Genomic DNA, 25,662 nt, shown 5'->3' with positions numbered 1-25,662 from the left:
CCGGCCGGCTAGCCGGTGACGGCCGCCGGGCCCCGGTCGGCGAGGACCAGGGCGTGCTCGACGACGGCGACCAGGACGTTCTTCACGGACTCCCGGTCGCGGGCGTCGCACATCAGCAGCTCGACCTCGGGGTCGAGGTCGAGCGCGCCGCGGACGCTCTCGGCCGGGAAGCGGCGGGAGCCCTCGAAGCAGTTGACGGCGACCGTGAACGGGATGCCGCGCCGCTCGAAGTAGTCGATCGCGGCGAAGCTGTCCTCCAGGCGCCGGGTGTCGGCGAGGACGACCGCGCCGAGGGCGCCCTGCGCCAGCTCGTCCCACAGGAACCAGAAGCGGTCCTGGCCGGGCGTGCCGAAGAGGTAGAGGACGAGGTCCTCGCGCAGCGTGATCCGGCCGAAGTCCATGGCGACCGTGGTGGTCGACTTGGTCTCGACGCCGTGCAGGTCGTCGACGGGCCGGCCGGCCTCGCTGAGGATCTCCTCGGTCCGCAGCGGCCGGATCTCGCTGACCGCGCCGACCAGCGTGGTCTTGCCGACCCCGAAGCCGCCCGCGACGAGAATCTTCAGCGTCACCGGTTCGACCGGCGGCTGCTTGCGGCTAGAGCGCCCGAAGGCCATTGATCACCTCGCGAAGGATGCTCACGTCCGGCAGTTCGGCCGGCGGAACGGGGCGGGTCACATGGACGAGCTCGTCGTCGACGAGGTCGCCGACGAGGACCCGTACCACCCCGACGGGGAGGTCGAGTCCCGCGGCGAGCTCGGCGATCGACTGCGGCTGCTCGGAGCAGCGTTCGACGATCTCCACGTGTTCGGGGGACAGCGTCTGGTCGCGGCCGGGGTCGTCGGCGGCCGGTTCGGGCACCACCACCGCGATCAGGTCGAGGCGGTGGCGGGTGGCGGCGCTCGTCCGGCCCCGGGTCATCGCGTACGGGCGGACCACGGGGCCCGCCTCGGCGTCGAACCAGTGGCCGGGCGCGTCCTCGTGGGACTGCTCTGCGTCACTCATGCCGTCCCCCTCCACCTCATCCTCCGTTGGGCAGCCCGGAACGGGGCGCCGTGGCGAGGTGCGCGCCGACGCGCTTGACCATGAGGGTCATCTCGTACGCGACCTGGCCGACGTCCGAGTCGGCGTCGGCGAGCACGGCGAGGCAGCTGCCGTCACCGGCGGCGGTGACGAAGAGGAAGGCGTCCTCCAGCTCCACGACGGTCTGCCGGACCCTGCCCGCCTCGAAGTGGCGGCCGACGCCCTTGGCGAGGCTGTGGAAGCCGGAGGCGACGGCGGCGAGGTGCTCGCCGTCCTCGCGGGAGAGGTCCTGCGAGGCGCCGGTGGGCAGGCCGTCGCTGGAGAGCACCAGGGCCTTGCGGATGGAGCCGACGCGCTGGACCAGTTCGTCGAGGAGCCAGTTCAGCTCCCCGTTGCCGTGGGCGGAGCTGTGCTGTGCTGCGGCGTTCGGTGCGGTCATCGACCGTCCCCCTCGGGTGTCGTTCCTGGTGCTGTCGTTTCGGCGTTGTGCCGTCGCCCGCGCTGCCAGCCGCGCTGCATGGAGGCCATGCGGCTGCGCACCTCCTCGGCATCGCGCTCGAAGGAGTCGGTCTCGGCGGCGGAGGCCGTCGCGGCCGGCTGGTCCTCGGCGCGCCCGCCGTCCTCGCGCAGCTGCGGCGCGAGGCTGGCCTGGCGGACCCGGCGCGGCAGCCCGCCGAACGGAGCGGGCCCTTCCTGCGGTACGGGGACGAGGGTGGGCCCGGTGCCCTGCGGCGGTACGGGCGCGGGGTGCGGGACGCGGGCCAGCTCCATCGTGTCGCCGTCCGCGGGGGCGCTCGGGGCGGGGTGGGCGCGGCCCGGCTCGTCCAGCCGCCGGCCGCGGTCGACGACCAGCGTCGGCTGACGGCGACGGGGCAGCCGGACGGGGTCGGCGGGCGGGTCGTCGTCCGCGCGGGAGCCGCCGGCCCGGCCGCCGGTCTGGTCCGGGGTCTGCTGGTGCTGCTCGCCGCGGCGGCGGTGCTCGCGGGCCCGGAACAGGCCGCCGCGCTCGCTCTCGGTGTCGAGGAGGTCGGCCGCGCCGCCGAGCAGGTCGTCGAAGCCGTCGGCGCCGAGCGGGGCCTCCAGTTCGACGGGGCCGTCGAGGAGCGGGGCGGCGGGTTCGAGGGCCGGGTCGGGCACCTTGGTGAGGACCGGGCGCCGGACGGGCAGCCCCTCGCCGGTCTCGGCGCGCTCGGTGGACTTGCGGTCGAGGCGGAAGCCCGCGCCCTGGGTCTCGGGGGCGTCGGTGAGCAGCGCGGCCGGGATGAAGACGACCGCGGTGGTCCCGCCGTACGGGGAGGGCTGGAGCGAGACGCGCACGTTCTGGCGCTGGGCGAGCCGGCTCACCACGAAGAGGCCGAGCCGGTCGGTGTCGGAGAGCTCGAAGTCGGGGGTCTCGGCGAGGCGCAGGTTGGCGTCGAGGAGGGCGTCGGGGTTCATCCCGAGGCCGCGGTCGTGGATCTCCAGGGTGAAGCCGTTGGCGACCCGCTCGCCGAGTACCTGCACCGCGGTGTGCGGGGGCGAGAACACCGTGGCGTTCTCCAGGAGTTCGGCGATGAGGTGGGTGAGGTCGGCGACGGCGGGGCCGCCCACGCCGAGCCGGGGCAGCCGTCGGACCTCGATGCGCTCGTAGTCCTCGACCTCGGCGACGGCGGCGCGGACGACGTCCATGAGCTGGACGGGCTTGCGCCACTGGCGGGAGGGGGCGGCGCCGGAGAGGATCACCAGGCCCTCGGCGTGGCGGCGCATGCGCGTGGTCATGTGGTCGAGCCGGAAGAGGTCGGCGAGCTCCTCGGTGTCCTCGGTGCGGCGCTCCATGGTGTCGAGGAGGGTCAGCTGACGGTGCAGCAGGACCTGGTTGCGGCGGGCGAGGTTGACGAACACCTCGGAGACGCCGCGGCGCATGTCGGCCTGCTTGACGGCGGCCTCGACGGCGGCGCGCTGGAGGGTGTTGAGGGCCTGGCCGACCTGGCCGACCTCGTCGTCGTCGTACCGCAGGTGGGGCACCTCGGTCTCGACGTCGACGTGTTCGCCGGCGGCGAGGCGGCGCATGACGCTGGGCAGGCGGACGCCGGAGACCTCCTGGGCCTCCTTGCGCAGCCGGCGCAGGTCGCGGACGAGTTCACGGCCGACGCGGACGGAGACGACGACGGAGACGAGCAGGGCGACGAAGCCGAGGACGCCGGCGACGCCCGCCTTGAGGAGCACGCTGTAGGCGGCGGGCTGGACGCGGTCCTGGTAGCGGTCGCCCGCCGCGGTGTTCGCGCGGGCCAGTTCGTCGAGGACCGGGGTGGCCAGCTCCTGCCAGGCCTCGGCGCTGACGGCGCGCGGGGCGTCGGTGGCGCCGGCGGTGATGACCGCCTCCTCCGCCTTGCGCAGCGGGGCCGTGTCGGGGCTGTGCCAGTACTTCTCGAAGCGCTCGCGCTCGGCGCCGGGCAGCAGCTCGAGGTTGGCCTCGTAGAAGAGCGTGCGGGCGGCGACGAGGTCGGAGACCGCGCGGACCTCCTGGCTGGTGACGCGTTCGGCGATGAGCGCGGAGACGACCAGGGCGTCCTCGCGGGAGAGCGCCTCGCGCGCACGGACGACACCGACGAGGGCGCGGCCCTGCTTGTCCATCTCCACGTTCTCCAGGGCGTGGAGGGTGAGGAGGAAGCTGTAGCAGGGGTCGACGAGCCGGTTGTAGAAGTCGAGCGCCTGGAGGCGCCCGATGTCGCGGTTCTCGACGGAACGGCGCAGCGAGGAGAGGCCGTCGAGGGCGTCGAGCAGGGAGGTGAGGCGCTGGGCGGTGACCGGGTTCATCTCGGCGCGGACGCCGGAGTCGGCGGCGTTGCGGCGGATGAGGTCGATCTGCCGGTCGGTGGCCTCGCGTTGCTCGCGGAGCTTGGTCAGCCCGTCCGAGGCGCGGGGGTCGGCGAGGTAGACGAGGGACTGGCGGCGTTCCTTCTGGATGACACGGACGGTGTCCTCCAGGGGGTAGCCGACCTTGTCGACGATGTAGCCGACGTCGAGGAGCTGGCGGGCCTCACGGCCCGTGAGGACGGTGGCGAAACCCCACAGTCCGGTGAGGGAGACGAGCGGCACCAGGAGCAACGCCACGATCTTCCTGCGGATGGACTTCCCGCGAAAGCGCATGGCCTCCCCCACCTCGGCCTCCGCGGCCACGGAGGTCACTCATGTCGTCACGCCCGGCGTCAACACGCGGCGTCAACCTTCAGTTTCAACAAATGGCGGCGCGAGCCTACTACTGCATCACAGCCATCTCGAAGACGCGTCCGGGCGATTTTCAGCCTGTCGAGTGAGTGTTGATCATGAGATGTCCTGGTATTCGGGGAGTTGGGTTCCGGCAGTGTGGCGCAGGACACCTGACGGAACGCCACTCCCCCTGCTCGAACAGATGGCTGGAATTACTCGTTCCGGTCCTGGGGTCGCCGGCCTGAGGGGGACCCCGGCGAAACCTTTTCCCTCCCTCGTGCGTCATTCTGTACCGGGGGGGTTGTGTCCGCGTAAAGCGGCTCAAGACGGGCAGCCACCCTGAAGACGTCGGTGGTGGGGAGTGACAGCGCGATGGAACACGAGGCGCGGCCGGTTCGGCAGTTGTGGGTGGAGGACAAGAAGGGCCGAGGCCGGATGCCCGACCCGGTGCGGACGGCCGCCGTCCGCGCGGTGATGCTCACCTCGGTGACGCTGATCCAGGCGATGGTCGCCTTCTTCTGCTCGGTCACCGGATCCTGGCTGGCCTTCCCGATGACGGTGACCACGGTGATCAGCACGGTCGCGGCGACCTGGAGCGTGCTCGACGTGTGGATCACGCGCCAGGTGTGGCGGCAGCGCAACGGCGTCGTGTCGGAGCCGAGCAGCACGGCACGGCCGCGGCGCGGCGAGCAGCCGGCCGAGCGGCTGTCCGAGGCGGCCTGAGGCGCACGTGAACGGCGAGTGGCCCGGTCCCCTTCGGGGGCCCGGGCCACTCCGCTTCCCGCGTCGGGCTACTCCGCCGCGGTGGCCGCGGAAGCCTCCGACGAGCGGGCCTCCGAGGTACGGGCCTCCGGCGAGCGGGCGTCCGACGTACGGGCCTCCGGCGAGCGGCGGAACATCCGGGTCGCGGTGATCTCGCCGTGGATGGTCTCGCCCTCCGCGCTCGGCTGCGGCAGGCCGGGCCGCAGGTGCTCCTCCACGCTGATGTATTTCAGGCCCGCGCGCAGGTCCGCGTCGTTGCGCAGCCGGATGACCAGCGGGAACTCGGCGAGCGCGGTCGTGTCGAAGAGGCCCGTGGTGTACAGCAGCTGCACGCCCAGCGCGTCCGACACGGCCCGCTGGAGCTCCAGCAGGTACGTGGCGTTCGCGCGGCCGATCGGGTTGTCCAGGAAGAGCGTGCCCGCGTGGCGGTGCTTGTCGCGGCCCCGGTCGTTGGAGCGGAGCGCGGCCATCGTGCAGTAGAGCGCGATGGCGGCGGTGAGCAGCTGGCCGCCGGAGAAGACGTCTCCCATCTGGCCGACCGGGACGCGCTCGGCGCGCAGCACCGCGTCCGGCTTGAGGATCTCCACGGCGATGCCCTTGGGCTCCAGGGCGGCCTGGACTCCGCGCAGCAGCAGGGACATGCCGTCCCTGCGCAGGTCCGAGTTCTTCCGCACGGCGGCCCGGGTCGCCTCGTCGACGACCTCGCCGAGGCGCTCGGTGAGCGTCGCCTGGTCCGGCTCCTCGAAGCGGATCCGCAGGAACTCCTGCCCGGACCACTCGCCCAGCCCCTCGGGCAGCCGGGACAGCCGCTGGGCCGAACGCAGGGTGGCCAGCGAGGACTCGACGAGACCGCGCAGCCGGTCCACGATCGAGTCGCGGTTGCGCTCCAGCTGCTCCAGCTCGTCGGTCAGCACCCGCAGCCGGGGCGCGAACGCCTCGGCCCACTTCGCGGCGTGCTCCGGCAGCGCGGCGGCGGGCAGTTCGCGGATCTGCTGCCGGGCCGGGGTGCGGACCTGCTCGTAACGGGTCGCGTTGGCGTGCCGGACGAGGATGTCGCCGGCCTCGCGGACGGCCGCGTCGGCGGCCGACAGGTCGGCGGCGCAGCCGCGCAGCGAACGGCGGGCCTCCGCCGCCGACTCGCGGGCCTCGGCCAGCGGGCCCGGGTACGGCTCGGGCTCCTCCTGCTCCTCCTCCGCGTGGTCGCGCAGCAGGTCGCGCAGGAGCGCCGCGGTCTCGTCGAAGCCGCCGGTGGCGTCCTCGGCCGACCGGTGGGCCTGGAGCAGACCGGTGTGGGCGGCGCGGGCCGCCTCCAGGGCGTCGGTGCGGGCCGCGAGTTCGGTGGTGGCGGTGCGCAGCAGGCCCTGTGCCCGCTCCGCGTCGGCCGGGATCAGCTCCTCGGGCAGCTCGGTGTGCGCCTCGCCGTCCTCGGGGGCGAGGCGCTCGGACTCGCCGCGGAGCCGGCCCAGCTTCTCGCTGGCCTCGGAGGCGCGCGACTCCAGCTTCTGCACCAGTGCCTCGGCGCGGGCGGCGGCGGCCTGGCGGGACGGTCCGTCGGCGCCGTCGGTCGACTCCAGCAGCTGCTCGGCGCGGGTGCGGACCTTGTTGGTGAGGCGGTCGAGCTCGGCGAGGGCGGCGGACTCGTCGCTCTCGGCGCGGGCCTGTTCGGCGCGCAGGTCGGCGCCGACGCCGACCTTCTCGTACACCTGGGAGGCGGCCCGGTACGCCTCGCGGAGGGTGGGGAGCGCGGCGCGCGGCGCGGCGGTGTCCTCCTCCGGCAGGGTCTCGGGGGCGCCGGCGATCTCGGCGCGCTCGGCCCGCAGGGCGCGGGCGGTGCGGTGGGCGTCGTCGGCGGTGCGCTGGGCGGCGCGGCGGTCCTCGTCGGCGGCGCGGGCGCGCTCCAGACAGGTCTGGGCGCGGGCCTCGGACTCGGCCGCGTCGTCCGCGAGTTCGCGCAGCTTGGCCTGCCAGGCGGAGCGCTCGCGCAGCCGGTAGGCGAGGCCGGCGAGCGCGTCGGCGGCACGGCGGGCGCGCTGGGCGGCCTCCTGGCGCTCGTCGCGGACCCGGGCGGCGTCGGCGGCGGCCTCGTCGGCCTCCGCCCGTACCGCACGGGCCTCGGCCAGGGCGGCGGCCGCGGTCTCGGCGGCGGTGCCGGCGGAGGCGGCGACGGCGGCCAGCTCGGCGAGCATGCCGGGCGGGCAGTCGGCGCGCCAGGAGCCGATCCGGGCGGCCAGGGAGCGGTCGCCGGTGAGCCGGGCGGCCAGCGAGCGGATCTCCTCGTCGCGGGCGGTGGCGCGGCCGCGCAGCGCCTGGCGCTCCTCGTCGGCGGCGTGCTCGTCGTGCATGGCCGGGTTCGGCGGTACGAGGAAGACGTCGGCGTCCTGGCCGGACGCGGGCGCCGGCACGGGCGCGAGCAGGGCGGCGGCGGTGCCGACCGCGACCGTGGAGCGGGGCAGCAGGGCGGCGCCGCTCAGCACCTCGCGGGCGCGGCCGTACGAGACGGGGTCGGTGATCACGACGCCGTCGACCAGCTCGGGGCGGGCGGCGAGGACGGCGGCGTGGTCGGCCGGGTCGACGGCCTGGGCGAGGTAGCGCCAGCCGGGCAGGGCGGGGATGCCGTGCTCGCCGAGGTACTCGACGGTGGCGAGGACGTCGGGGCCGGGCGGCAGCAGTCCGCCGTCGCCGAGGGCGCCGAGGATGCGGTTGTCGTCGGCGGCGGCCGTGCGCAGGTCGAAGAGCTGGCGCTCGGCCGAGGCGATGGACCGGTCGAGCAGGGCGCGCAGTTCGTCGGCGTACCGGTCGAAGTCGGTGACGGTGAGCCCGTCGCCGTCGGGCGCCGCGCCGAGGCCGAAGGCGGCGCCGGGGGCGCTCGCGTCGGGGCCGGGGCCGTCGCCCGCGCGCTGGCCGGGCAGCGGGGAGCCGGTGCCCTGCCCGGAGCCCTGGCCCGTGCTCGGCAGGGAGAGCAGTTCGGCGAGGCGGGGGTCGGCGGCGAGGGACTCGGCGGCGCGGCGCTCCGCGTCGTAGGCGTTCTCGGCGGCCTCGGCCGCGTCGGAGGCGCGGGCGGCGGCGAGTTCGGCGCGGGACTCGGCGGCGGCGGTCTCGCGGGCCCGCTCTGCGGCGGCGCGGGCGGCGTCCCGGGCCACGTCCCAGGCGGCGACCGTGGTCTTCTCGGCGTCGCTCGCCGCGAGGGCGGCGCGGGCCGGGTCGGCGTCGGGGGCGGAGTCGTCGAGCCAGCCGGCCCGGACCGCCTCGGCGGTCTCCTGCTCGACCTCGGCGAGGCGCTGGCGCAGGTGTCCGGCCTCGCTGCGGGCGCGCTGGGCCTCGGTGGCGGCGGCGGTGGCGTCGCGGTGGGCGGTCTCGCCGGCCTCCTGGAGGGCGGCCGAGCGCTCCTCCTCCTCGGCGGCCTGCCGCTCGCCCTCCTCGGCGGCCGAGGCGAGGGCGCGGACGAGATCGGCGGCGGCCTTGGCGCGGGCGGCGAGCGCCGGGGCGGCGTCGCGCTCGGCCTCGCGGATGGCGGCGGCGACCCGGGTGGAGCGGTCGCTCGCGGCGCGGTGCCGGAGCACGGACTCGGCGGCCTGCCAGGCGGAGTGCAGGGTGCGGGCGTCGGTGAGCTCGCGGCGCTGGGCGGCGGCGCCCTTCTCGGCGGCGGTCAGGGCCAGCGAGGCGTGCCGGTAGGCGAGTTCGGCGGCGATGAGGGCGCTGCGGCCGCGGGCCTCCTCGGCCTCGGAGACGGCGTGGGCGGCGGAGGTGACCTGCTGGGCGAGCTCGGCGACCCGGCCGCGCTCCAGGGCGGCGCGGGCGGAGAGCCGGCGGGCCAGGGTGCGGGTGCGGCGCTCGGCCCCGGCGTGCACGTCGCGCGCGCGGGCGCGGGTGTCGGCGGCCTCGACGATGCGGGTGAGCAGGTCGACGGAGCCGGCGGTGAAGTCGCGCTCGGCGGTGAGTTCGGCGCGGCGGCCGAGCTTGTTGCCGAAGCCGCCGACGAGGTCGGCGAGACCGTCGGTGTCGCGGGTGTCGGTGACGGCCCGGAGCAGCAGGTCGGTGAAGTCGGAGTCCTTCTTGACCGCGAAGAGGCCGGCGGCCTCGCCCTCGTCGGCGTTCATCTCCCGCTGGTAGCGGAAGAGTTCGGGGTCGAGTCCGAGGTCGCCGAGGTGCTCGTTCCAGCGGTCGTGGATCTCCTCCCAGTAGACCTCCAGGTGCGGGTAGGCCTTGCCCGCCTCGGTGATCGCGTCGCGGAAGCCCTTCATGGTGCGGCGGCGGCCGGAGGCGCCGGAGGCACCCTCGACGGGCGGGCGCACGGAGGTGGCCTCGGCGACGGGGAGGTTGTCGAGGCTGAGCCCGGGGCCGGGCCGGAAGGAGTACCAGGCCTCGGCGAACTTGCGCGGGTCGTTGGAGACCTGGCGGCCGCGCCACTCGCTGGCCTTGCCGACGACGACCAGCTCGCCGGTGAGGGTGTGCTGCCACTCCAGGGCGACGTGCCCGCAGTCGTCCGCGAGGAGGAACTTGCGCAGCACGCCGGAGCTCGCGCCGCCGAGGGTGTTGCGGTGGCCGGGGAGCATGACCGAGAAGATCAGCTTGAGGAGGACGGACTTGCCGCCGCCGTTCTCCAGGAAGAGCACGCCCGCGGGGGCGGGGCGGCGCGGCGGGCCGACCGGCTCCTCCTCGAAGAACTCCGCCTGGGTGGGGGCGGGGTGGGGCACCGGCGCACCGACTCCGCGCAGGTCCAGGACGGTGTCGGCGTAGCGGGCACCGGCCGGTCCGATGGAGTAGAGGCGGACCCGGGACAGCTCGTACATGCGGCGGACTCTCGTGCTTCTCGTACGCGGGATGGGCGGTGACGTGCGGGCGGCGGTCAGCCGTGGAAGGGCAGGCCGGCGTCGGCGGCGAGCTCCAGGTCGTCGCCCTCGGGCGGCGGCAGGAGGGTCGCGGAGCCGTCGCTGACGGGGACGACGCCGAGGTCGAGGAGTTCGGCCATGGCGGCGCTTCCGGCCATGTCGCGGACCTGGAGCTGGTAGCGGGCGGTGGTGCGGTAGGAGCCGCCGGACTCGTCGCCGGTCCGCTGGAGGAAGCCGGAGTCGGTGAGGAAGGCGACGGCCTTGCCGACGATGCCGGTGGTGGAGCCGGCGAGGCGGCGGGCGTCCTTGGTGGCGCCGGTGGCGCTGCGCCGGGCGTAGATCCGCCAGGCGGCCTCCAGGCCGGGGGCGTCGGAGGCGGGGTCGGTGTTCTCGCCCTGCTCCTCGGCGCGCTCCTCGAGGCGGCGGCAGGCCTGGCGCACGAAGGCGTCGACGCCGTTGACGGTGAGGCGGCCGATGTAGCCGTCGTCGGCGAGGTCCTCGGGGCGGGGGAAGGCCATCGTGGCGACGGCGAGGTGCGCGAGGCCGTGCAGGAAGCGGTCGGCGGAGTCGGTGGAGGCGCGGCGGGCGTAGTCGCCCATGCGGACGGCGAAGACGGAGTCCTCGCCCGCGGTGACGGCCATGCCGGCGCGCGGGGAGACCTCCAGGACGACGAGGCCGAGGCCGGTGGCGACGGCGTCGGCGAGCCGCGCGAAGGCGGGGTCCTCGCGGTAGCGGCGCAGCAGCTCGGCGTACTCGGCGTCGCGCGCGGGCAGCAGCTTGGGCTGGAGCCCGAAGGAGACGAGCCGGGCCGCGTCGGCGGCGTCCGCCGGGGTGACGGCCGAGGGCGCGGCGGCGGTCTGCGGGGCCTCCGGCTCGCTCCACGCGTCGGTGTGCTCGACGTGGTGTTCGCTCACGGCTGGGGCTCCTCGGTACGGCGGGGGTGCGAAGGGGCGGGGTGCCCGGGCGGGACGGGGGCGACGGCCGGGGCCGCCGGGGCCTGCGGGGTCCGCTCCGGCTCCGCCGCCGGGGCGGGTTCGGGCAGGGGCAGGCGTACGGGCGTGACGGCGACGGGCGCGGGGGCGGCCGGCGTCCCGGGGGCGGCTCCGCCCGCGGGCGCGTCGTCCGGCCGGCGCTTGCGCGGCAGGGGTACGGCGCGCACGAAGGGGCGGCGGACGGGCTCGGGGGCCGTCCGGGCGGGCACGGGGCGCACCCGGGGGCCGTCCGTGGGGACGTCGCCGAGGGGCCGGTCGGCGCCGGGCCGGGCGAGCGGCACGGCGGCCACGCGGGGGCCGGGGGCGCGGTCGGCGGCGGGGGCCGGGGCGGCGCCTTCGGCGGCACCGGTGACGGGGGCCGGAGCGGTGGTGCCCGCGGCGGGGGCCGGGGTGGCCTGGCCGGAGCCTTCGGTGCCCGGGGCCCCGGTGGTCCCCGGGTCCTCGGGCGGCTGGGGCGCGGTCACGTGGCCTCCGTGCGGTCCGCGGCCATGCCGACGGCGTCGAGGAGGGCCGTGCCGACGATGAGGTCGGCGCCGCCGAACTCGGGGTCGTCGAGGGGGGGTGCCGTCGTCGACGGCGAACAGCAGGCGCTCCTCGCCCTGGCGGTAGGCGGTGCCGACCGGGGGGCTCGCGGCGTGGACGGCGAGGAGGGCGACCAGGTAGGGAAGGTCGGCGTCCTGGCGCCGGGCGTCGGCGAGCAGGCCGGAGAGGCGGCGCGGGGCGTCGTGCTCCAGGTCGAGGAGCTCCATGGCGGCGGCCAGCTGCTCCTCGCTGAAGCGGCTGTCGTCGGGGGTGGCGATGAGGTCCGGCTCGGGCATCTCCGCGCCCAGGTGCTGGCGCTCCACGGGCGGGGTGAGGAGCAGCTCGACGAGGTCGGCGACGCGGACGGAGGCGGGGGTGCGCAGTCCGGTGCCGTGCGCGAAGAAGGCGTCGGTGACCCGGGTGGCCTGCTCGACGGGGAGCGGGAGGAGCGGGGCGACCAGCTGCCCGTACAGGTCGAGGCCGGTGTAGGCGGTGGGGGCGGCGAAGGCCTGGCGGTCCTGCTCGGCGCGGAAGAGCGGGCCGGCCTCCAGGAGCCGGGACTGGAGCTGGGTGTGGCGCCGGATGCAGTCCTTGACGATGTCGACGAGCTCGGCGGCGCGGCGCTTGTGCTCCTGGTCCTCGGCCTCGTCGCGGGCCTTGCGGATGTTGGTGAGGATCGCGTTCTCGTGGCGGTAGCGGTCGGCCACGTGGTCGAGCGCTTCGGCGATCATGTCGGGCACGGCGTTGAGCCAGTCGACCGCGCGGACGTTGCGCCGGGTGGCCTCCAGGGTCCTGCGGAGGGTCTCCGCGTACTGCACGGTGCGGTAGCGGGCCTGTTCGGCGGCGAGCTGGGCGTCGGCGAGGCGGCCCCGGCTGATGAGGACCTCCAGCTTCACCTCGGCGGCGATCTGGGCGCTGGTGACGTCGGTGTCGAGGGCGCCGACGAGCACGTTGACGGCCTCGTCGGTGGTGCGCAGGCAGACTCCGCCGCCGTAGCCGGGGACCTCTTCGATGAGCTTGAAGTCGTAGTCGCGGCGGGTGTAGACGCCGTCGGCGCCGAAGGTGCCGTAGACGGCGCGGAAGCCGCGGTCGACGCTGCCGACGTTGATCAGGTTCTCGAGGACCCAGCGGGCCACCCGCTCGTGCTCGGCGGCGGGGCGCTCGGCGGCCTGGGCGGCGACGCGGGGCAGCAGCCGGGCGACCACCTGCTCGTGGTCGGCGCCGGTGTCGAAGTCCATGTTGAGCGTGACCAGGTCGATCGCGGCGAGGGCGACCTCGGCCATCGCGTAGACCGAGTACTCGCCGGCCAGGTTCGCCTTGCGCACGTCCAGGTCGTGCAGCGGGGCGGTGCACGCGAGCGCGCGGAGCCGCCGCGCGAGCCCTTCGTCGGCGGCCGGGCCCTGCGCGGGGCGCGGCCCCGCGCTGAGCTGGGGCGGAGCGAGGTCCGTCGAGGCAGGCGAAGTCACGGTGCACAGAGTAGGTCCTCGAACTGACAACGGTCGAAACGGCGCTTATACGACCGCCGCCGACCGCCGCCGGCCGCCGCCGCCCGGCACCTGCCCGCCACCCGTCCCGGCCGCGCCTCTCGCCCGTCCCGGCCCCGCCCGGCCCGGCCGCTCAGGGCTCCGGGTCGTCGACCGCCTTCGCGTACACGTCGGTGATCCGGGTGCGGGAGTCGTCGAGGTAGCGGGCGAGGAGCTGCTCGGCCCGGTCCCGGTCGCCGGACCGCAGGGCGTCCAGAATCTCCCGGTTTCGCACGAGATAGGGCTCGTGGAGTCCGCGCGGGTCGTCCACGAAGTGGAAGGCGAGCCGGAGTTCGGCGAGGACGCCGCGCATCAGCTCGTCGGTGCGGGCGCTGCCGGCGAGCGCGACGAGTTCGCGGTGGAAGTGGATGTTGGCCGTGGAGACGCCCTTCCAGTCCCCCGCACGGGCGGCCCCCTCCCCCTCGGCGACGGCGGCGGCGAGGCCGTCGACGGCGAACGGCGGCTCCCCCAGGGCGTGGACGACGGCGCACTCGACGAGCCGCCGGGTGCGGTAGATGTCGGCGACGTCGTCGACGGCGAGGACCCGGACGAAGACGCCCCGGTTGAGCCGGTGGACGAGCAGCCGCTCGTGGGTGAGCAGCCGGAAGGCCTCGCGCAGTGTGTTGCGGGACACGCCGAGGGCGCCGCCGATGCTGTCCTCGGAGAGGCGGGTGCCGGGCGGGAAGAAGCCTTCGGCGATCCGGGTGCGCAGGATGTCGGCGACCCGCTCCGCCGTGCTCGTGCGCCCCAGGAGGGCGCGGTCGTCCGCCAGCTCGCCGATCGGGTCCTTCGGTTCCATGCGCGTTCCGTTCCCTCCGTCGTTCGGCGCCGAGTCAACCGCACGTCGGGCACCGGAAACAAGAACGGCGAGGACAGGAGGACGTGACGACACGACTCTTGTCGGATCGTTGAACGATCCCTACATTGAACAACACCGCACGGCACGTCAGCACGGTTCGTCAGCACGTCTCTCCCGCACTCTCCTCATCCTTTCTGCGAGGTGCAGATGAGCACGACCCAGACCCGGCAGCCCTCCCGGGGCGAACGGCCCGACGACACGGGCGCGTTCGCCTGGCTGCGCGCCCTCGGACCGCGCGGCAGGCGCGCGTTCGGCGGCGCCTTCGGCGGATACGCCCTCGATTCGTACGATTTCTTCACACTGCCCCTGTCGATGGTGGCCATCGCCGCCTACTTCGGCCTGGACAAGGGGCAGACCGGTCTCCTCACCACGGTCACGCTGGTGGTCTCCGCCGTCGGCGGCGCCCTGGCCGGCGTCCTCGCCGACCGGATCGGCCGGGTGCGCGCGCTCCTCGTCACGGTGATCACCTACGCGCTCTTCACCGTCCTGTGCGGCTTCGCGCCCAACTACGAGACCCTGATGGTCTTCCGCGCCCTCCAGGGCCTCGGCTTCGGCGGCGAGTGGGCGGTGGGCGCCATCCTGGTCGCCGAGTACGCCTCCTCGCGGCACCGCGGCCGTACCCTTGGCGGCGTCCAGAGCGCGTGGGCGGCCGGCTGGGCGCTCGCCGTCGTCGTCTACACGCTGGTCTTCCGGTTCGTCGACGCCGACACCGCCTGGCGGGTCATGTTCTGGACCGGCGCCCTGCCCGCCCTCCTCGTCGTCTACGTACGGCGCCACGTCGAGGACGCGCCGCAAGCGGCCGAGGCCCGCCGCGCGAGCGCCGACCGCGGCTCCTTCACCGCCGTCTTCAAGCGCCCGCTGCTCGGCACCACGCTCTTCGCGGTGCTCCTCTCGACGGGCGTCCAGGGCGGCTACTACACGCTCGCCACCTGGGTGCCGACCTTCCTGAAGACCGAGCGCGGGCTCACCGTCGTCGGCACCGGCGGCTATCTGGCCTTCCTCATCTCCGGGGCCTTCACCGGGTACCTCACCGGCGGGTACCTCACCGACCGGCTCGGCCGGAAGAAGAACATCGCGCTCTTCGCGGTGCTGTCCGCGCTGGCCGTCCTCGCCTACACGCGCATCCCCGACGGGGCGAACACGCTCCTCCTGGTGCTCGGTTTCCCGCTCGGCTTCTGCATGTCGGCCATCTTCAGCGGCTTCGGCTCCTTCCTCGCCGAGCTCTACCCGACCGCCGTGCGCGGCACGGGGCAGGGCTTCACGTACAACACCGGGCGCGCGGTCGGCGCGGTGTTCCCCGCGCTCGTCGGCTTCCTCGCCGAGGGCTGGGGCGTGGGCGGGGCGCTGGTCTTCGGCGCGGTGGGCTACGGCCTCGCGGTGCTGGCCCTGCTCGGCCTGCCGGAGACCCGGGGGAGGGAGCTCGTATGACCGGCGACGCCGTCACCGAAGCCGGTGGGCCCCGCGAGCCCCTCGGCCCCCAGGAGCCCCTCGGACCCCACGGGCCCGGCGGACCCCACGGGCCCGGCGGGCCCGGCGGGCCCGGCGGGCCCGGCGAACCCCTGGACCCGCGTGCCGCCCGCGCGCGGGCCCGGGCCGGGGCCACCGGCCCCACGGCCGGCTGGGCGCCGGGCCACACCCAGGCCAACCTCGTCTCGGTGCCCGCGGACTGGGCCTACGACGTGCTGCTCTTCTGCACCCGCAATCCGCGGCCCTGCCCGGTCCTGGACGTCACCGACCCCGGTTCCTGGCGCACCGCGCTCGCCCCGGACGCCGACCTGCGCACCGACATCCCGCGCTACCGGGTGTGGGAACACGGGCGGCTGGTGGACGAGCCCACGGACGTCACCCCCTACTGGCGCGGCGACCTGGTGTCGTTCCTCATCGGGTGCAGCTTCACCTTCGAGGGCGCGCTGGCGGAGGCGGGGGTGCCGCTGCGCCATGTCGAGCAGGGCCGGAACGTGTCGATGTACGTCACCCGCCGCGCCTGCCGGCCCGCCGGCCGGCTGCACGGGCCGATGGTCGTGTCGATGCGCCCGGTCCCGGCGGCCCTGGTGTCCACCGCGCGGCGGATCAGCGGACTGCTGCCCGCCGTGCACGGCGCCCCGGTGCACGAGGGCGACCCGGCCGGGCTCGGCATCCGGGACCTGTCCCGGCCCGACTTCGGGGACCCGGTGGTCGCCGAGCCGGGGGACGTGCCGGTCTTCTGGGCCTGCGGGGTCACCCCGCAGGCGGCGGTGATGGCCTCGCGGCCGCCGTTCGCGATCACCCACGCGCCGGGCCGGATGCTCGTGACCGACGTACGGGACTCGGAGTACCGCGTCGGGGACTGAACGGGGAACGCGCGCGTTCCCGAGCTCTTCTGCGCACGAAAGGAAGGAAACCCACCATGACCAGGGTCTCGATCGACCTCAACGCCGACCTCGGCGAGGGCTTCGGCCGCTGGACGCTGACCGACGACGAGCAGTTGCTCTCGGTGGTCACCAGCGCCAACGTCGCCTGCGGCTTCCACGCCGGGGACGCGGCGACCATGCGGCGCGTCTGCGAGCTGGCGGCGGCGAGAGGCGTACGGATCGGGGCCCAGGTCTCCTACCGGGACCTCGCCGGCTTCGGCCGCCGCTCCATGGACGTGCCGCCGGCGGAGCTGGCGGCCGAGGTCGCCTACCAGATCGGCGCCCTGGAGGTGTTCGCGCGGGCGGCCGGCTCCCGCGTGGCGTACGTCAAGCCGCACGGCGCGCTCTACAACCGGGTCGTCCGGGACGAGGAGCAGGCCGCGGCGGTCGTCGAGGGGGTTCTGCTGGCCTCGGCTGAGCTGCCGGTGCTCGGGCTGCCCGGCTCGCGGCTGCACGAGGCCGCGCGGAAGGCCGGGCTGCCCGTCGTCGGCGAGGCCTTCGGCGACCGCGCCTACCGGGCCGACGGCACCCTGCTGCCACGGGGGCAGGAGGGTGCCGTGGTGACCGACCCGGGCGAGGTCGTCGAACGGGCGGTGTCCATGGCCCGGTTCGGGATGGTCACCGCGCACTGCGGGGAGTCGGTCCCGGTCCGGGCGCGCTCCCTGTGCCTGCACGGCGACACGCCCGGCGCGGTGGGGCTCGCCCGGCGGGTGCGGGACGGCCTGGAGGCCTCGGGCGTCCGGGTGGAGGCCTTCGCATGAGGGCGCGCAAGGTGTACCGGGTCGGCGACCGGGGCCTGCTCGTCGAGCTGGTGAGCGGGGAGGCGACCGAGGCCTTCCACGCCGAACTGCTGCGGCGGCGGGCGGAGGGCGCGCTGCCCTCCGTGCGGGAGATCGTGCCGGCGGCGCGGACCGTGCTCCTCGAAGGGGTGACGGCGCCGGACCGGCTCGCGGCCGAGCTGCGCGGCTGGGACGTGCCCGCGCGGTGCGCGCCCGACGGGGCGGCGGTGACGGTGCCGGTCCGTTACGACGGGCCGGACCTGCCGGAGGTGGCCGCCCTGTGGGGGGTGTCGGTGGAGGCGGCGGTGCGGATCCACGCGGAGACCGTGTTCCGGGTCGCCTTCTGCGGGTTCGCGCCGGGCTTCGGCTATCTGACGGGGCTGGGGCCGCGGTACGAGGTGCCGCGCCGGGCCACTCCGCGGACCGCCGTCCCGGCCGGGTCGGTGGCGCTGGCGGGGCCGTACACGGGGGTGTACCCGCGTTCCTCGCCGGGCGGCTGGCAGCTGATCGGCACGACCGACGCGGTGCTGTGGGACACGGCCCGCGAGCCGGCGGCGCTGCTCTCCCCCGGTGCCCGGGTGCGTTTCACGGTGGCGGGCCGATGAGCGATCGTGCCGTGGCCGTCGTACGGGCCGGGGCGCTGACCACCGTGCAGGACCTGGGCCGGACGGGGTACGCGCACCTGGGCGTGCCCCGTTCGGGGGCGCTCGACCCGGGGGCGGTCCGGCTCGTCAACCGGCTGCTCGGCAACGAGGAGGGCGCGGCCGTCCTGGAGACCACGCTCACCGGGTGCGCGGTGCGGCCGCGGTGCGCGGTGACGGTCGTCGTGGGCGGGGCGCCGTGCCCGGTGACCGTCGACGGCCGTCCCGCCGCCTGGGGCAGTGCCGTACGGGTCGGACCCGGGAGCCTCCTGGAGGTGGGCGCGGCCGTGCGCGGGCTGCGCTCGTACGTGGGGTTCGGCGGCGGTGTCGCCGTCGACCCGGTGCTCGGCAGCCGCTCCACCGATCTGCTGTCCGGGCTGGGCCCGGCGCCGCTGACGGACGGGGAGGTGCTGCCGCTGGGAGCGGCCGCGGCCGTACGGGGGTCGGTCGACGCTCCCCCCTGGCCGGGCCCGCCGGACGAACTGGTCCTGCGGGTCCGGCCGGGTCCGCGCGACGACTGGTTCACTCCGGACGCGCTGCGGACGCTCGCCACGGGGGTGTGGCGGGTGTCCTCGGCGAGCAACCGGATCGGGCTGCGGACGGAGGGCCCCTCCCTGGAGCGGGCGGTCGTGCGGGAGCTGCCCAGCGAGGGCATGGTGCTGGGCGCGGTGCAGGTGCCGCCGGACGGGCGCCCGGTGGTGTTCCTGGCCGACCATCCGACGACGGGGGGCTATCCGGTGGTGGCCGTGGTCCGGGAGGCGGATCTGGCGTCGGCGGCGCAGGCCGTGCCGGGCATGGTGGTGCGTTTCGTGCCGTATCGATGAGAACCGCTGAAAACCGTGTTCACAGGGGCGGCGGGCCGTAACCGCCGCCTCCGGGGGTGCGGACGACGAGGACGTCGCCGGGGCCGACCTCGGTGGAGTCGACGCCGTCGAGGCGGTCCACGGTGCCGTCGGCGCGTTCGACGGTGTTGGCGCCGAGGGCGCCGGGTTCGCCGCCCGCCATGCCGTAGGGCGGGACGCGCCGGTGTCCGGTGAGCAGGGCGACCGTCATGGGCTCCAGGAAGCGGATGCGGCGCTCCACTCCGTCGCCGCCGTGCCGGCGGCCGCGGCCGCCGCTGCCCTCGCGGACGGCGAAGGCCTCGACCCGGACCGGATGGCGCCACTCCAGGATCTCGGGGTCGGTCAGCCGGGAGTTCGTCATGTGGGTCTGCACGGCGTCGGCCCCGTCGAAGTCCTCGCCGGCGCCGGAGCCGCTGGCGACCGTCTCGTAGTACTGCACGCGCGCGTTGCCGAAGGTGACGTTGTTCATGGTGCCGGAGCCCTCCGCCTGCACGCCCAGCGCCGCGTACAGGGCGCCGGTGACGGCCTGGGAGGTCTCGACGTTCCCGGCGACGGTGGCGGCGGGGTGGACGGGGGCGAGCATGGAGCCGGACGGGACGCGGACGTCGAGCGGTTCCAGGCAGCCGCTGTTGAGCGGGATGTCGTCGTCGACGAGCGTGCGGAACACGTAGAGGACGGCGGCCATGACCACGGAGGTGGGGGCGTTGGCGTTGCCCGGCAGCTGGGGCGAGGTGCCGGTGAAGTCGATCACGGCGCGGCGCTGTTCCCGGTCGACACGGACGGCGACCTGGACGACGGCTCCGGAGTCGGTCTCGTAGCGGCAGCGCCCGTCGTCCAGACCGGCGACGATCCGGCGGACGGACTCCTCGGCGTTGGCGCGGACGTGCCGCATGTAGGCGTGGACGACGTCGAGGCCGAACTCGGCGACGGTCGCGCGAAGTTCCTCGATGCCCTTCTCGTTGGCGGCGATCTGGGCGCGCAGGTCGGCGAGGTTGGTGTCGGGGTCGCGCGAGGGGTGGCGGGCGCCGGTGAGCAGCGCCCGGGTCTCGGCCTCGCGCAGTCTCCCGTCGCGCACGAGCAGCCAGTTGTCGAAGAGGACGCCCTCCTCGTCGACGGTGCGGCTGAAGGCGGGCATGGAGCCGGGGGTGATGCCGCCGATCTCGGCGTGGTGGCCGCGGGAGGCGACCAGGAAGCGCAGCGCGGTGCCGCCGTCGTCGAAGACGGGGGTGACGACCGTGACGTCGGGCAGGTGGGTGCCCCCGTGGTACGGGTCGTTGATCGCGTACACGTCGCCGGGGCGCAGGGAGCCCCGGTTGCGGCGCAGGACCTCCTTGATGGACTCGCCCATGGAGCCGAGGTGGACCGGGATGTGCGGGGCGTTGGCGATGAGGTTGCCCTCGGGGTCGAAGAGGGCGCAGGAGAAGTCGAGCCGTTCCTTGATGTTGACGGAGTGGGCGGTGTTCTCCAAGCGGACGCCCATCTGCTCGGCGATGGCCATGAAGTGGTTGTTGAACACCTCCAGGAGGACGGGGTCGACGTCGGTGCCGACCGCCACCCGCGCGGGGCGCGGGGTGACCCGGTGCAGGAGGAGGTGCCCGCCGTCGGCGGCGGTGGCCCGCCAGCCGGCGTCCACGACGGTGGTGGCGTCTGCCTCGGCGAGGATCGCGGGACCGGTGACGGTGTCGCCGGGGCGCAGGTCCTCGCGGCGGTGCAGCGGGGTGCGGACGGGCTCGGCCCCGTCGTGGGTGGTGACGGTGGCCCGTGGGGTGAGCCGCCCCCGCCGTGCTCCTTCGGGGACGACGACGGGGCCGTGGGGGCCGGCGGTGCCGACGGCCTCCACGGAGACGGCCTCGACGACGACCGGCTTGTCCATGGTGAAGGCGTAGCGCGCGCGATGGACGGCTGCGAACTCGGTTCTCATCGCTTCCGGGGAGGCGAGCGGCACCGGGAGGCTCGCGTCGGTGCCCGCGTAGCGCAGCAGGACGCGCGCCCGGGTCGTGACGGCGGCGTCGGGCAGCCCGTCGGCGCGCAGTTCGGCGCGGGTGCGGTCGGCGAGGGCGGCGCAGAGCCCCGTGACGCGGTCGAGGGTGCCGGGGGCGTCCAGCTCGGCCTCGACGGACTGTTCGCGCATGGCGGTGGCGTCGGCGAGGCCGATGCCGTACGCGGAGAGGACGCCGGCCAGGGGCGGTACGAGGACGGTGTCGACGCCCAGCGCGTCGGCGACGGCACAGGCGTGCTGGCCCCCGGCGCCGCCGAAGGAGGTGAGGGCGTAGCGGGTGACGTCGTGGCCGCGCTGGACGGAGATCTTCTTGACGGCGTCGGCCATGCCGAGGACGGCGATCTCCAGGAAGCCGGCGGCCACCTGCTCGGGGGTGCGGCCGCCGCCCACCTCGGCGGCGAGGGCCGTGAACCGAGCGCGGACGACCTCTGTGTCGAGCGGCTGGTCGCCGCTCTCGCCGAACACGGCCGGGAAGTGGTCCGGCTGGATCCGTCCGAGCATCACGTTGGCGTCCGTGACGGTCAGCGGGCCGCCGCGCCGGTAGCAGGCGGGACCGGGGACGGCGCCCGCCGAGTCGGGTCCGACGCGGTAGCGGCGCCCGTCGTAGTGGAGGACGGAACCGCCGCCCGCGGCGACGGTGTGGATGCTCATCATCGGGGCGCGCATCCGGACGCCCGCGACCTGGGTGCCCAGCTCGCGCTCGAACTCGCCGGCGTAGTGCGACACATCGGTGGAGGTGCCGCCCATGTCGAAGCCGATGACCCGGTCGAGTCCGGCCTGCGCCGAGGTGCGGGCCATGCCGACGACGCCGCCGGCCGGGCCGGACAGGACGGCGTCCTTGCCGCGGAAGTGGGCGGCCTCGCGCAGGCCCCCGTTGGACTGCATGAACATGACGCGGATCCCGGCGAGTTCGCGGGCGACCTCGTCGACGTACCGGCGCAGGATCGGCGAGAGGTAGGCGTCGACGACGGTGGTGTCCCCGCGGGGCACGAGTTTGATGAGGGGACTGACCTCGTGGGAGCTGCTGACCTGGGTGAACCCGGCGGCACGGGCGAGGGCGGCGACGCGGGTCTCGTGTGCGGTGTACCGGTAGCCGTGGAGGAGGACGACGGCGGCGGAGCGCAGTCCCTCGCCATGGGCGGCGGCGAGCTCCGCGCGGACGGCGTCCTCGTCGAGCGGACGGACCACCCCGCCCCGGGCGTCGACGCGTTCGGGGACCTCGATCACGCGCGCGTAGACCGCCTCGGGCAGCACGATGTGGCGGTCGAAGAGGCGGGGGCGGTCCTGGTAGGCGATGCGCAGGGCGTCGCGGAAGCCGGCCGTGATCAGGAGGACGGTGGGTTCGCCGCGGCGCTCCAGGAGGGCGTTGGTGGCGACGGTGGTGCCCATCTTGACGACGTCGATCCGGTCGGCGGGGACGGGCTCCTCGGGGCCCAGGCCGAGGAGGAGCCGGATGCCCGCGACGGCGGCGTCGTGGCTGCGGGCCGGGTCGTGCGAGAGGAGCTTGCGGGTGACGATCCGGCCGTCCGGACGCCGGCCCACGACGTCGGTGAAGGTGCCGCCCCGGTCGATCCAGAACTCCCAGCCTCCGGTCATGGCCCCATTGTGGCCGGGTGAGTGCCCCCGGGGGCGCCCGACGCGGTGGCGGGGGCCTCGGACGGAGCCGCGGACAGGGCCTCGGACGCGGCCTCGTGCCGGTCCTCGCCCGGCGGAGCCGCGGACAGGGCCGCGGAGAGGGCGAGCGCCGCGCGGGCGTCGAGCCGGGCGCGGGTCCCGGTGGCCGCGTGTCCCAGTTCGGCGGCGGCGAGCAGGAGCAGCTGGGGCAGCAGGTCGTGGCAGCGGCGCAGGACCCAGGCGGTCCCGGCGGTGGCGAACCAGAGCGCCGCGTCCGCGCGGCCGGGCGGCGGCTGCTCCGGCTCGGGCGACGGCGGCGTCCCGTCGGCGAGGCCCCGGTCGCGCAGCAGCCGGTGGAAGGCGGCGGCGATGGCGCGGTGACCGCGCTCCCCCGGGTGCAGCCGGTCGGCGCTCCACAGGGAGCGGTCCGTGGTCCAGGCGGGTGCGTCCAGGTGCAGGTGGACGGCGCCGTAGCGGGCGGAGAGCGCGTGGACGACGGCGTTCACGGACCGCTGCCGCCGGGCCAGCGGGCGGGCGAGCGGCGCGGGCAGGCCGAGCATGCGCCCGGGGTCCGGGAGGCAGGCGGTGAGCAGGACGGCGCCGGCGGCGGTCAGGTCGGCGCAGACCCGGTCGAGGCGGCGGGCGAGGCGCTCGATGTCGAAGGTGCGGCGCAGGGTGTCGTTGACGCCGACGACGACGGAGGCGAGCTGCGGCTCCAGGGCGAGCGCCGCGGGCAGCTGCCGTTCGGCGACCTCGCGGCTCTGCGCCCCGCTCTCCGCCAGGTTCGTGAAGGCGGCCGTCCCGGTGTCGGCCCGCAGTCCCTCGGCGAGCAGCGCGGCCCAGCCCCGCCAGCGCCCGCCGACCCGGTCGCCGACGCCCTCGCTGAGCGAGTCCCCGAGGACGACGAACCGGACCGGCCCCCGCCCGGCGCCGGACACCTGGACCCCGCCCGCGCGGGGGGCCGTTCCGTCGGCCCCACCCACCCGGGGAACGGTCCGGTCGGCCGCGCCCGCGCGGGGAACCGTCCCGTCAGCCCCGCCCACCCGGGGCCCGCCTCCGGGGTCCTGGGCCGCTCCGGCGTCCGGGCCCGCGAGCGTGGTCATCTCGGCGTCTCCCGGCGGACGGCGGCGGCGTCGTGGGCGGCCAGGAAGGCGGCGGTCGCGCGGTCCCAGGAGAAGAGCTCCGCGCGGGCGCGGGCCGTCGCCCGCCGCGTCCCCTCGGGGAGGGCCAGGACCGTGCGCACCGCGCGGGCGAAGGCGGCGGGCTCGTCGGCGGCGCAGGCACCCGCGTCGGCGACGACCTCGGGCAGGGCGGAGGAGGCGCTGCAGACGACGGGGGTGCCGCAGGCGAGGGCCTCCAGGGCCGAGAGCCCGAAGGTCTCGGCCGGGCCGGGGGCCAGGCACACGTCCGCCGCCGCCTGGAGGTCGGCGAGGGCCTCGCGGTCGGCGACGTGGCCGAGGAACCGCGCCGGGAGGCGCCGTTCCCGGGCGCGGCGCTCCAGGGCGGCCCGCAGGGGCCCGTCCCCCGCGACGACGAGGACGGCGGGCACGCCCAGGGCACGCAGTGCGGCGAGGGCGTCCAGGGCCGTGCCGGGCCGCTTCTCGACGGAGAGCCGGGAGCACATCACCAGCAGCACCCGCTCGCCGCCCGCGTACCGGGCCCGCAGGACGGCGCTGCGGCGGCCGGGCCGGCAGCGGTCCAGGTCGACGCCGAGCGGGGCGCGGACGACGTTGCGGGCCCCGATCCGGACGAACTCCCGCTCGGCCCACTCGGTGGTGCACACGATCCGGGAGTAGGCCCAGGCGGTGCGGCGGTTGAGCCGGTCGGCCGCGCGGACGGCGGCCGCCTCGGGGACGCCCCAGGTGCGCAGCACCCCGTCGGCGGTCTCGTGGGAGACCATGACGGACGGCACCCTGGCCCGGCGCGCCCACTCCCCCGTCCAGCGCAGGGTGGTCCGGTCGGAGACCTCCAGGCGGTCGGGGGCGAGCCCGTCGAGGAGCCGGCGCAGCCGGGGCCGGTCGGCGAGCACCCGGTAGCCGCCGGTGCCCGGGACCACGGGCCCGGGCAGGGTGATGACCCGGCCCTGGGCGGTCTCCCGGTCGCTCGCCGCCTCGCCGGGGACCACGAGGACGGGTTCGTGCCCGGCGGCGGCGTAGCCGCGGCCGAGCCGGTCGAGTGCGGTCCGCAGGCCGCCGGAGGCCGGGGTGACGAAGTTGGCGAGCCGGACGATCCGCAGCGCCCGTCCCGGGTCGCCCCGCACGGCGGAGCAGCCCGCGCCGTCCACGGCGCCGACACCCGTCGCGGCCCCGCCGTCGGCCACCACCCGCGCTCCGCCCCCGCTCCCGCCGTCGGCCACCACCCGCGCTCCACCCCCGCTCCCGCCGTCGGCCACCCCCCGCGCTCCGGGCCCGCTCCCGCCGTCGGCCACCACCCGCGTTCCACCCCCGGTCCCGCCGTCCGCCGCCGCGCGGGCGCCGCGCGCCGTCCCGCTCACGCGGCCACCGCCGTCCGCTCGCGCAGCACCTCCCGGTAGTGGCCGATCAGTTCGTCGCCGACCGCCTCCCAGGTGCGCCGTTCGACGGCGGCCCGCCCGGCTCTGCCGTAGACGCTGCGCAGGGCGGGTGCGGCGGCGAGCGCGGCGACGGCCTCGCGCACCGCGTCGGGGTCGTCGGGCGGGACGAGGAAGCCGGTGCGGCGGTGGTCCACCAGGTCGAGGGGGCCGCCCACGGCGGGGGCGACGACCGGGACGCCCGAGGCCATGGCCTCCTGGACGGTCTGGCAGAAGGTCTCGTACGGGCCGGTGTGCGCGAACACGTCGAGCGAGGCGAAGATCCGGGCCAGGTCGTCGCCGGTGCGGCGGCCGAGGAAGACGGCTCCGGGCAGCGCGGCCCGCAGCGCCGGCTCGCTGGGCCCGTCGCCGACGACCACGAGCCGGACGCCGGGCAGCGCGCAGACCCCGGCGAGGAGGTCGACGCGCTTCTCGGGGGCGAGGCGCCCCACGTACCCGACGAGGGTCTCGCCGCCGGGCGCGAGCGCGCGGCGCAGCGCCTCGTCGCGCAGCCCGGGCCGGAACCGCTCCGTGTCGACCCCGCGCCGCCACAGCCGGATCCGGCCGATGCCGTGCGCCTCCAGGTCCCGTACGGCGGCGGTGGAGGGCGCGAGGGTGCGGTCGGCGGCGCCGTGCACCGCGCGGAGCCTGCGCCAGGCGGCGGACTCGCCCGCGCCCACGTACGTACGGGCATATCCGGCGAGGTCGGTCTGGTAGACGGCGACCGCGGGGAGCCCGAGCCGGGCGGCGGCCGTCATGCCGCGCGCGCCGAGGACGAAGGGGCCGGCCAGGTGCACGATCTCGGCCCGGTGCGCGGCGAGGGCGGCGGCGACCCGGCGGCTGGGCAGGGCGACCCGTACCTGGGGGTAGCCGGGCAGCGGCAGGGAGGGGACGCGGACCACGGGGCAGGGCGCGCCGTCGTCCGGGCCCGTGGCCGCGAGGGCGCCGGGGAGGGCGGGGGCGACGACGAGGGGGGCGTGGCCGCGGCGGGCCAGGTGGAGGGCGGTCTGCTGGGCGCAGTGCGCCACCCCGTTGACGTCGGGCGGGAAGGACTCGGTGACGATGACGACACGCATACGGGTGTTGTCGTCGCGCTCGGCGTGTCCCCGTCAAAGTGGATCTGGACGGGCGGGGAACGTCCCATGAGCGTTTG

Annotated in this window: 18 protein-coding genes and 1 pseudogene; 6 read left to right on the top strand and 13 right to left on the bottom strand. The window is 76.0% G+C overall.

Annotation, left to right across the window (positions count from 1 at the left end):
- Nucleotides 1-8 precede the first annotated feature (8 nt).
- From ABD981_RS33110 to ABD981_RS33095, 4 genes are read right to left on the bottom strand one after another with little or no spacing between them, the layout of a single operon-like run.
- Nucleotides 9-614: a GTP-binding protein gene (locus ABD981_RS33110; protein WP_046911961.1), complete on the bottom strand. Its 606-nt coding sequence runs from the start codon at nucleotides 612-614 to the stop codon at nucleotides 9-11.
- Nucleotides 595-1,002, bottom strand: a complete 408-nt coding sequence (locus tag ABD981_RS33105; protein WP_046911972.1) for a DUF742 domain-containing protein — start codon at nucleotides 1,000-1,002, stop codon at nucleotides 595-597. The genes ABD981_RS33110 and ABD981_RS33105 overlap by 20 nt, the downstream gene beginning before the upstream one ends.
- Before the next feature lie 16 nt (nucleotides 1,003-1,018).
- On the bottom strand, nucleotides 1,019-1,459 hold the full coding sequence (locus tag ABD981_RS33100; RefSeq protein WP_046911962.1) for a roadblock/LC7 domain-containing protein: 441 nt from the start codon (nucleotides 1,457-1,459) through the stop codon (nucleotides 1,019-1,021).
- A complete protein-coding gene (locus ABD981_RS33095; RefSeq protein ID WP_046911973.1) occupies nucleotides 1,456-4,149 on the bottom strand; it encodes a sensor histidine kinase in 2,694 nt (897 codons plus the stop codon). The genes ABD981_RS33100 and ABD981_RS33095 overlap by 4 nt, the downstream gene beginning before the upstream one ends.
- 432 nt (nucleotides 4,150-4,581) lie before the next feature.
- On the opposite strand from ABD981_RS33095, the gene ABD981_RS33090 reads away from it, so the two are divergent.
- Nucleotides 4,582-4,932: a hypothetical protein gene (locus ABD981_RS33090; protein WP_046911963.1), complete on the top strand. Its 351-nt coding sequence runs from the start codon at nucleotides 4,582-4,584 to the stop codon at nucleotides 4,930-4,932.
- Between the two features lie 68 nt (nucleotides 4,933-5,000).
- On the opposite strand, the gene ABD981_RS33085 is transcribed toward ABD981_RS33090, so the two are convergent.
- The 5 genes and pseudogenes from ABD981_RS33085 to ABD981_RS33065 all read right to left on the bottom strand — a co-directional run bounded on the left by ABD981_RS33085 (nucleotide 5,001) and on the right by ABD981_RS33065 (nucleotide 13,636).
- On the bottom strand, nucleotides 5,001-9,761 hold the full coding sequence (locus ABD981_RS33085) for a hypothetical protein (protein ID WP_046911964.1): 4,761 nt from the start codon (nucleotides 9,759-9,761) through the stop codon (nucleotides 5,001-5,003).
- A 56-nt stretch (nucleotides 9,762-9,817) separates the two neighbouring features.
- Nucleotides 9,818-10,714: a hypothetical protein gene (locus tag ABD981_RS33080; protein WP_046911965.1), complete on the bottom strand. Its 897-nt coding sequence runs from the start codon at nucleotides 10,712-10,714 to the stop codon at nucleotides 9,818-9,820.
- Complete coding sequence (locus ABD981_RS33075; protein WP_345530478.1) at nucleotides 10,711-11,256, bottom strand: hypothetical protein; 546 nt, start codon at nucleotides 11,254-11,256, stop codon at nucleotides 10,711-10,713. The genes ABD981_RS33080 and ABD981_RS33075 overlap by 4 nt, the downstream gene beginning before the upstream one ends.
- A pseudogene (locus tag ABD981_RS33070) lies at nucleotides 11,253-12,780 on the bottom strand (hypothetical protein). The gene ABD981_RS33075 and the pseudogene ABD981_RS33070 overlap by 4 nt, the downstream one beginning before the upstream one ends.
- Nucleotides 12,781-12,931: 151 nt before the next feature.
- Nucleotides 12,932-13,636, bottom strand: coding sequence for a GntR family transcriptional regulator (locus ABD981_RS33065; protein WP_046907403.1), 705 nt, complete (start codon nucleotides 13,634-13,636; stop codon nucleotides 12,932-12,934).
- A 207-nt stretch (nucleotides 13,637-13,843) separates the two neighbouring features.
- On the opposite strand from ABD981_RS33065, the gene ABD981_RS33060 reads away from it, so the two are divergent.
- The 5 genes from ABD981_RS33060 to ABD981_RS33040 are packed head-to-tail and all read left to right on the top strand — an operon-like array spanning nucleotide 13,844 to nucleotide 18,330.
- Nucleotides 13,844-15,124 carry an MFS transporter gene (locus ABD981_RS33060; protein WP_046907404.1) on the top strand — a complete coding sequence of 427 codons (1,281 nt, stop codon included), beginning with the start codon at nucleotides 13,844-13,846 and terminating at the stop codon, nucleotides 15,122-15,124.
- Nucleotides 15,121-16,026, top strand: coding sequence for a putative hydro-lyase (locus tag ABD981_RS33055; RefSeq protein ID WP_205628152.1), 906 nt, complete (start codon nucleotides 15,121-15,123; stop codon nucleotides 16,024-16,026). Before ABD981_RS33060 ends, ABD981_RS33055 begins: the two co-directional genes overlap by 4 nt.
- A 56-nt stretch (nucleotides 16,027-16,082) precedes the next feature.
- Entirely contained in the window at nucleotides 16,083-16,847 is a 765-nt protein-coding gene (locus ABD981_RS33050) for a LamB/YcsF family protein (RefSeq protein WP_046907405.1), read from the top strand.
- Nucleotides 16,844-17,470: a 5-oxoprolinase subunit B family protein gene (locus ABD981_RS33045; RefSeq protein WP_046907406.1), complete on the top strand. Its 627-nt coding sequence runs from the start codon at nucleotides 16,844-16,846 to the stop codon at nucleotides 17,468-17,470. Before ABD981_RS33050 ends, ABD981_RS33045 begins: the two co-directional genes overlap by 4 nt.
- A complete protein-coding gene (locus tag ABD981_RS33040) occupies nucleotides 17,467-18,330 on the top strand; it encodes a 5-oxoprolinase subunit C family protein (protein WP_046907407.1) in 864 nt (287 codons plus the stop codon). The genes ABD981_RS33045 and ABD981_RS33040 overlap by 4 nt, the downstream gene beginning before the upstream one ends.
- Before the next feature lie 19 nt (nucleotides 18,331-18,349).
- Here ABD981_RS33040 and ABD981_RS33035 read toward each other — a convergent pair whose 3' ends face one another.
- From ABD981_RS33035 to ABD981_RS33020, 4 genes are all read right to left on the bottom strand, one after another.
- Nucleotides 18,350-21,943 (bottom strand): hydantoinase B/oxoprolinase family protein, encoded by a 3,594-nt coding sequence (locus ABD981_RS33035; protein ID WP_046907408.1) that lies wholly within the window; start codon nucleotides 21,941-21,943, stop codon nucleotides 18,350-18,352.
- Entirely contained in the window at nucleotides 21,940-23,064 is a 1,125-nt protein-coding gene (locus tag ABD981_RS33030) for an SGNH/GDSL hydrolase family protein (protein ID WP_123954405.1), read from the bottom strand. The genes ABD981_RS33035 and ABD981_RS33030 overlap by 4 nt, the downstream gene beginning before the upstream one ends.
- The gene (locus tag ABD981_RS33025; protein WP_205628153.1) at nucleotides 23,061-24,221 is read right to left on the bottom strand and encodes a glycosyltransferase; all 1,161 of its coding nucleotides are present in this window, start codon (nucleotides 24,219-24,221) and stop codon (nucleotides 23,061-23,063) included. Before ABD981_RS33025 ends, ABD981_RS33030 begins: the two co-directional genes overlap by 4 nt.
- A gap of 230 nt (nucleotides 24,222-24,451) precedes the next feature.
- Nucleotides 24,452-25,585, bottom strand: coding sequence for a glycosyltransferase family 4 protein (locus tag ABD981_RS33020; RefSeq protein ID WP_046907409.1), 1,134 nt, complete (start codon nucleotides 25,583-25,585; stop codon nucleotides 24,452-24,454).
- Between the last annotated feature and the right edge of the window lie 77 nt (nucleotides 25,586-25,662).

Origin of the sequence: Streptomyces showdoensis (assembly GCF_039535475.1) — a bacterium.
GTDB classification, from domain to species: domain Bacteria; phylum Actinomycetota; class Actinomycetes; order Streptomycetales; family Streptomycetaceae; genus Streptomyces; species Streptomyces showdoensis.
The sequence above is the reverse complement of the archived record's forward strand: the minus strand, read 5'-3'. Positions and strand labels throughout refer to the sequence as shown.

What these genes read in the sequence shown, in the direction of transcription:
- ABD981_RS33085 (WP_046911964.1), bottom strand. Translation starts at nt 9,761, where the DNA reads ATGTACGAGCTGTCCCGGGTCCGCCTCTACTCCATCGGACCGGCCGGT.
- ABD981_RS33110 (WP_046911961.1), bottom strand. Translation starts at nt 614, where the DNA reads ATGGCCTTCGGGCGCTCTAGCCGCAAGCAGCCGCCGGTCGAACCGGTG.
- ABD981_RS33060 (WP_046907404.1), top strand. Translation starts at nt 13,844, where the DNA reads ATGAGCACGACCCAGACCCGGCAGCCCTCCCGGGGCGAACGGCCCGAC.
- ABD981_RS33095 (WP_046911973.1), bottom strand. Translation starts at nt 4,149, where the DNA reads ATGCGCTTTCGCGGGAAGTCCATCCGCAGGAAGATCGTGGCGTTGCTC.
- ABD981_RS33055 (WP_205628152.1), top strand. Translation starts at nt 15,121, where the DNA reads ATGACCGGCGACGCCGTCACCGAAGCCGGTGGGCCCCGCGAGCCCCTC.
- ABD981_RS33045 (WP_046907406.1), top strand. Translation starts at nt 16,844, where the DNA reads ATGAGGGCGCGCAAGGTGTACCGGGTCGGCGACCGGGGCCTGCTCGTC.
- ABD981_RS33100 (WP_046911962.1), bottom strand. Translation starts at nt 1,459, where the DNA reads ATGACCGCACCGAACGCCGCAGCACAGCACAGCTCCGCCCACGGCAAC.
- ABD981_RS33040 (WP_046907407.1), top strand. Translation starts at nt 17,467, where the DNA reads ATGAGCGATCGTGCCGTGGCCGTCGTACGGGCCGGGGCGCTGACCACC.
- ABD981_RS33090 (WP_046911963.1), top strand. Translation starts at nt 4,582, where the DNA reads ATGGAACACGAGGCGCGGCCGGTTCGGCAGTTGTGGGTGGAGGACAAG.
- ABD981_RS33035 (WP_046907408.1), bottom strand. Translation starts at nt 21,943, where the DNA reads ATGACCGGAGGCTGGGAGTTCTGGATCGACCGGGGCGGCACCTTCACC.
- ABD981_RS33050 (WP_046907405.1), top strand. Translation starts at nt 16,083, where the DNA reads ATGACCAGGGTCTCGATCGACCTCAACGCCGACCTCGGCGAGGGCTTC.
- ABD981_RS33030 (WP_123954405.1), bottom strand. Translation starts at nt 23,064, where the DNA reads ATGACCACGCTCGCGGGCCCGGACGCCGGAGCGGCCCAGGACCCCGGA.
- ABD981_RS33105 (WP_046911972.1), bottom strand. Translation starts at nt 1,002, where the DNA reads ATGAGTGACGCAGAGCAGTCCCACGAGGACGCGCCCGGCCACTGGTTC.
- ABD981_RS33065 (WP_046907403.1), bottom strand. Translation starts at nt 13,636, where the DNA reads ATGGAACCGAAGGACCCGATCGGCGAGCTGGCGGACGACCGCGCCCTC.
- ABD981_RS33020 (WP_046907409.1), bottom strand. Translation starts at nt 25,585, where the DNA reads ATGCGTGTCGTCATCGTCACCGAGTCCTTCCCGCCCGACGTCAACGGG.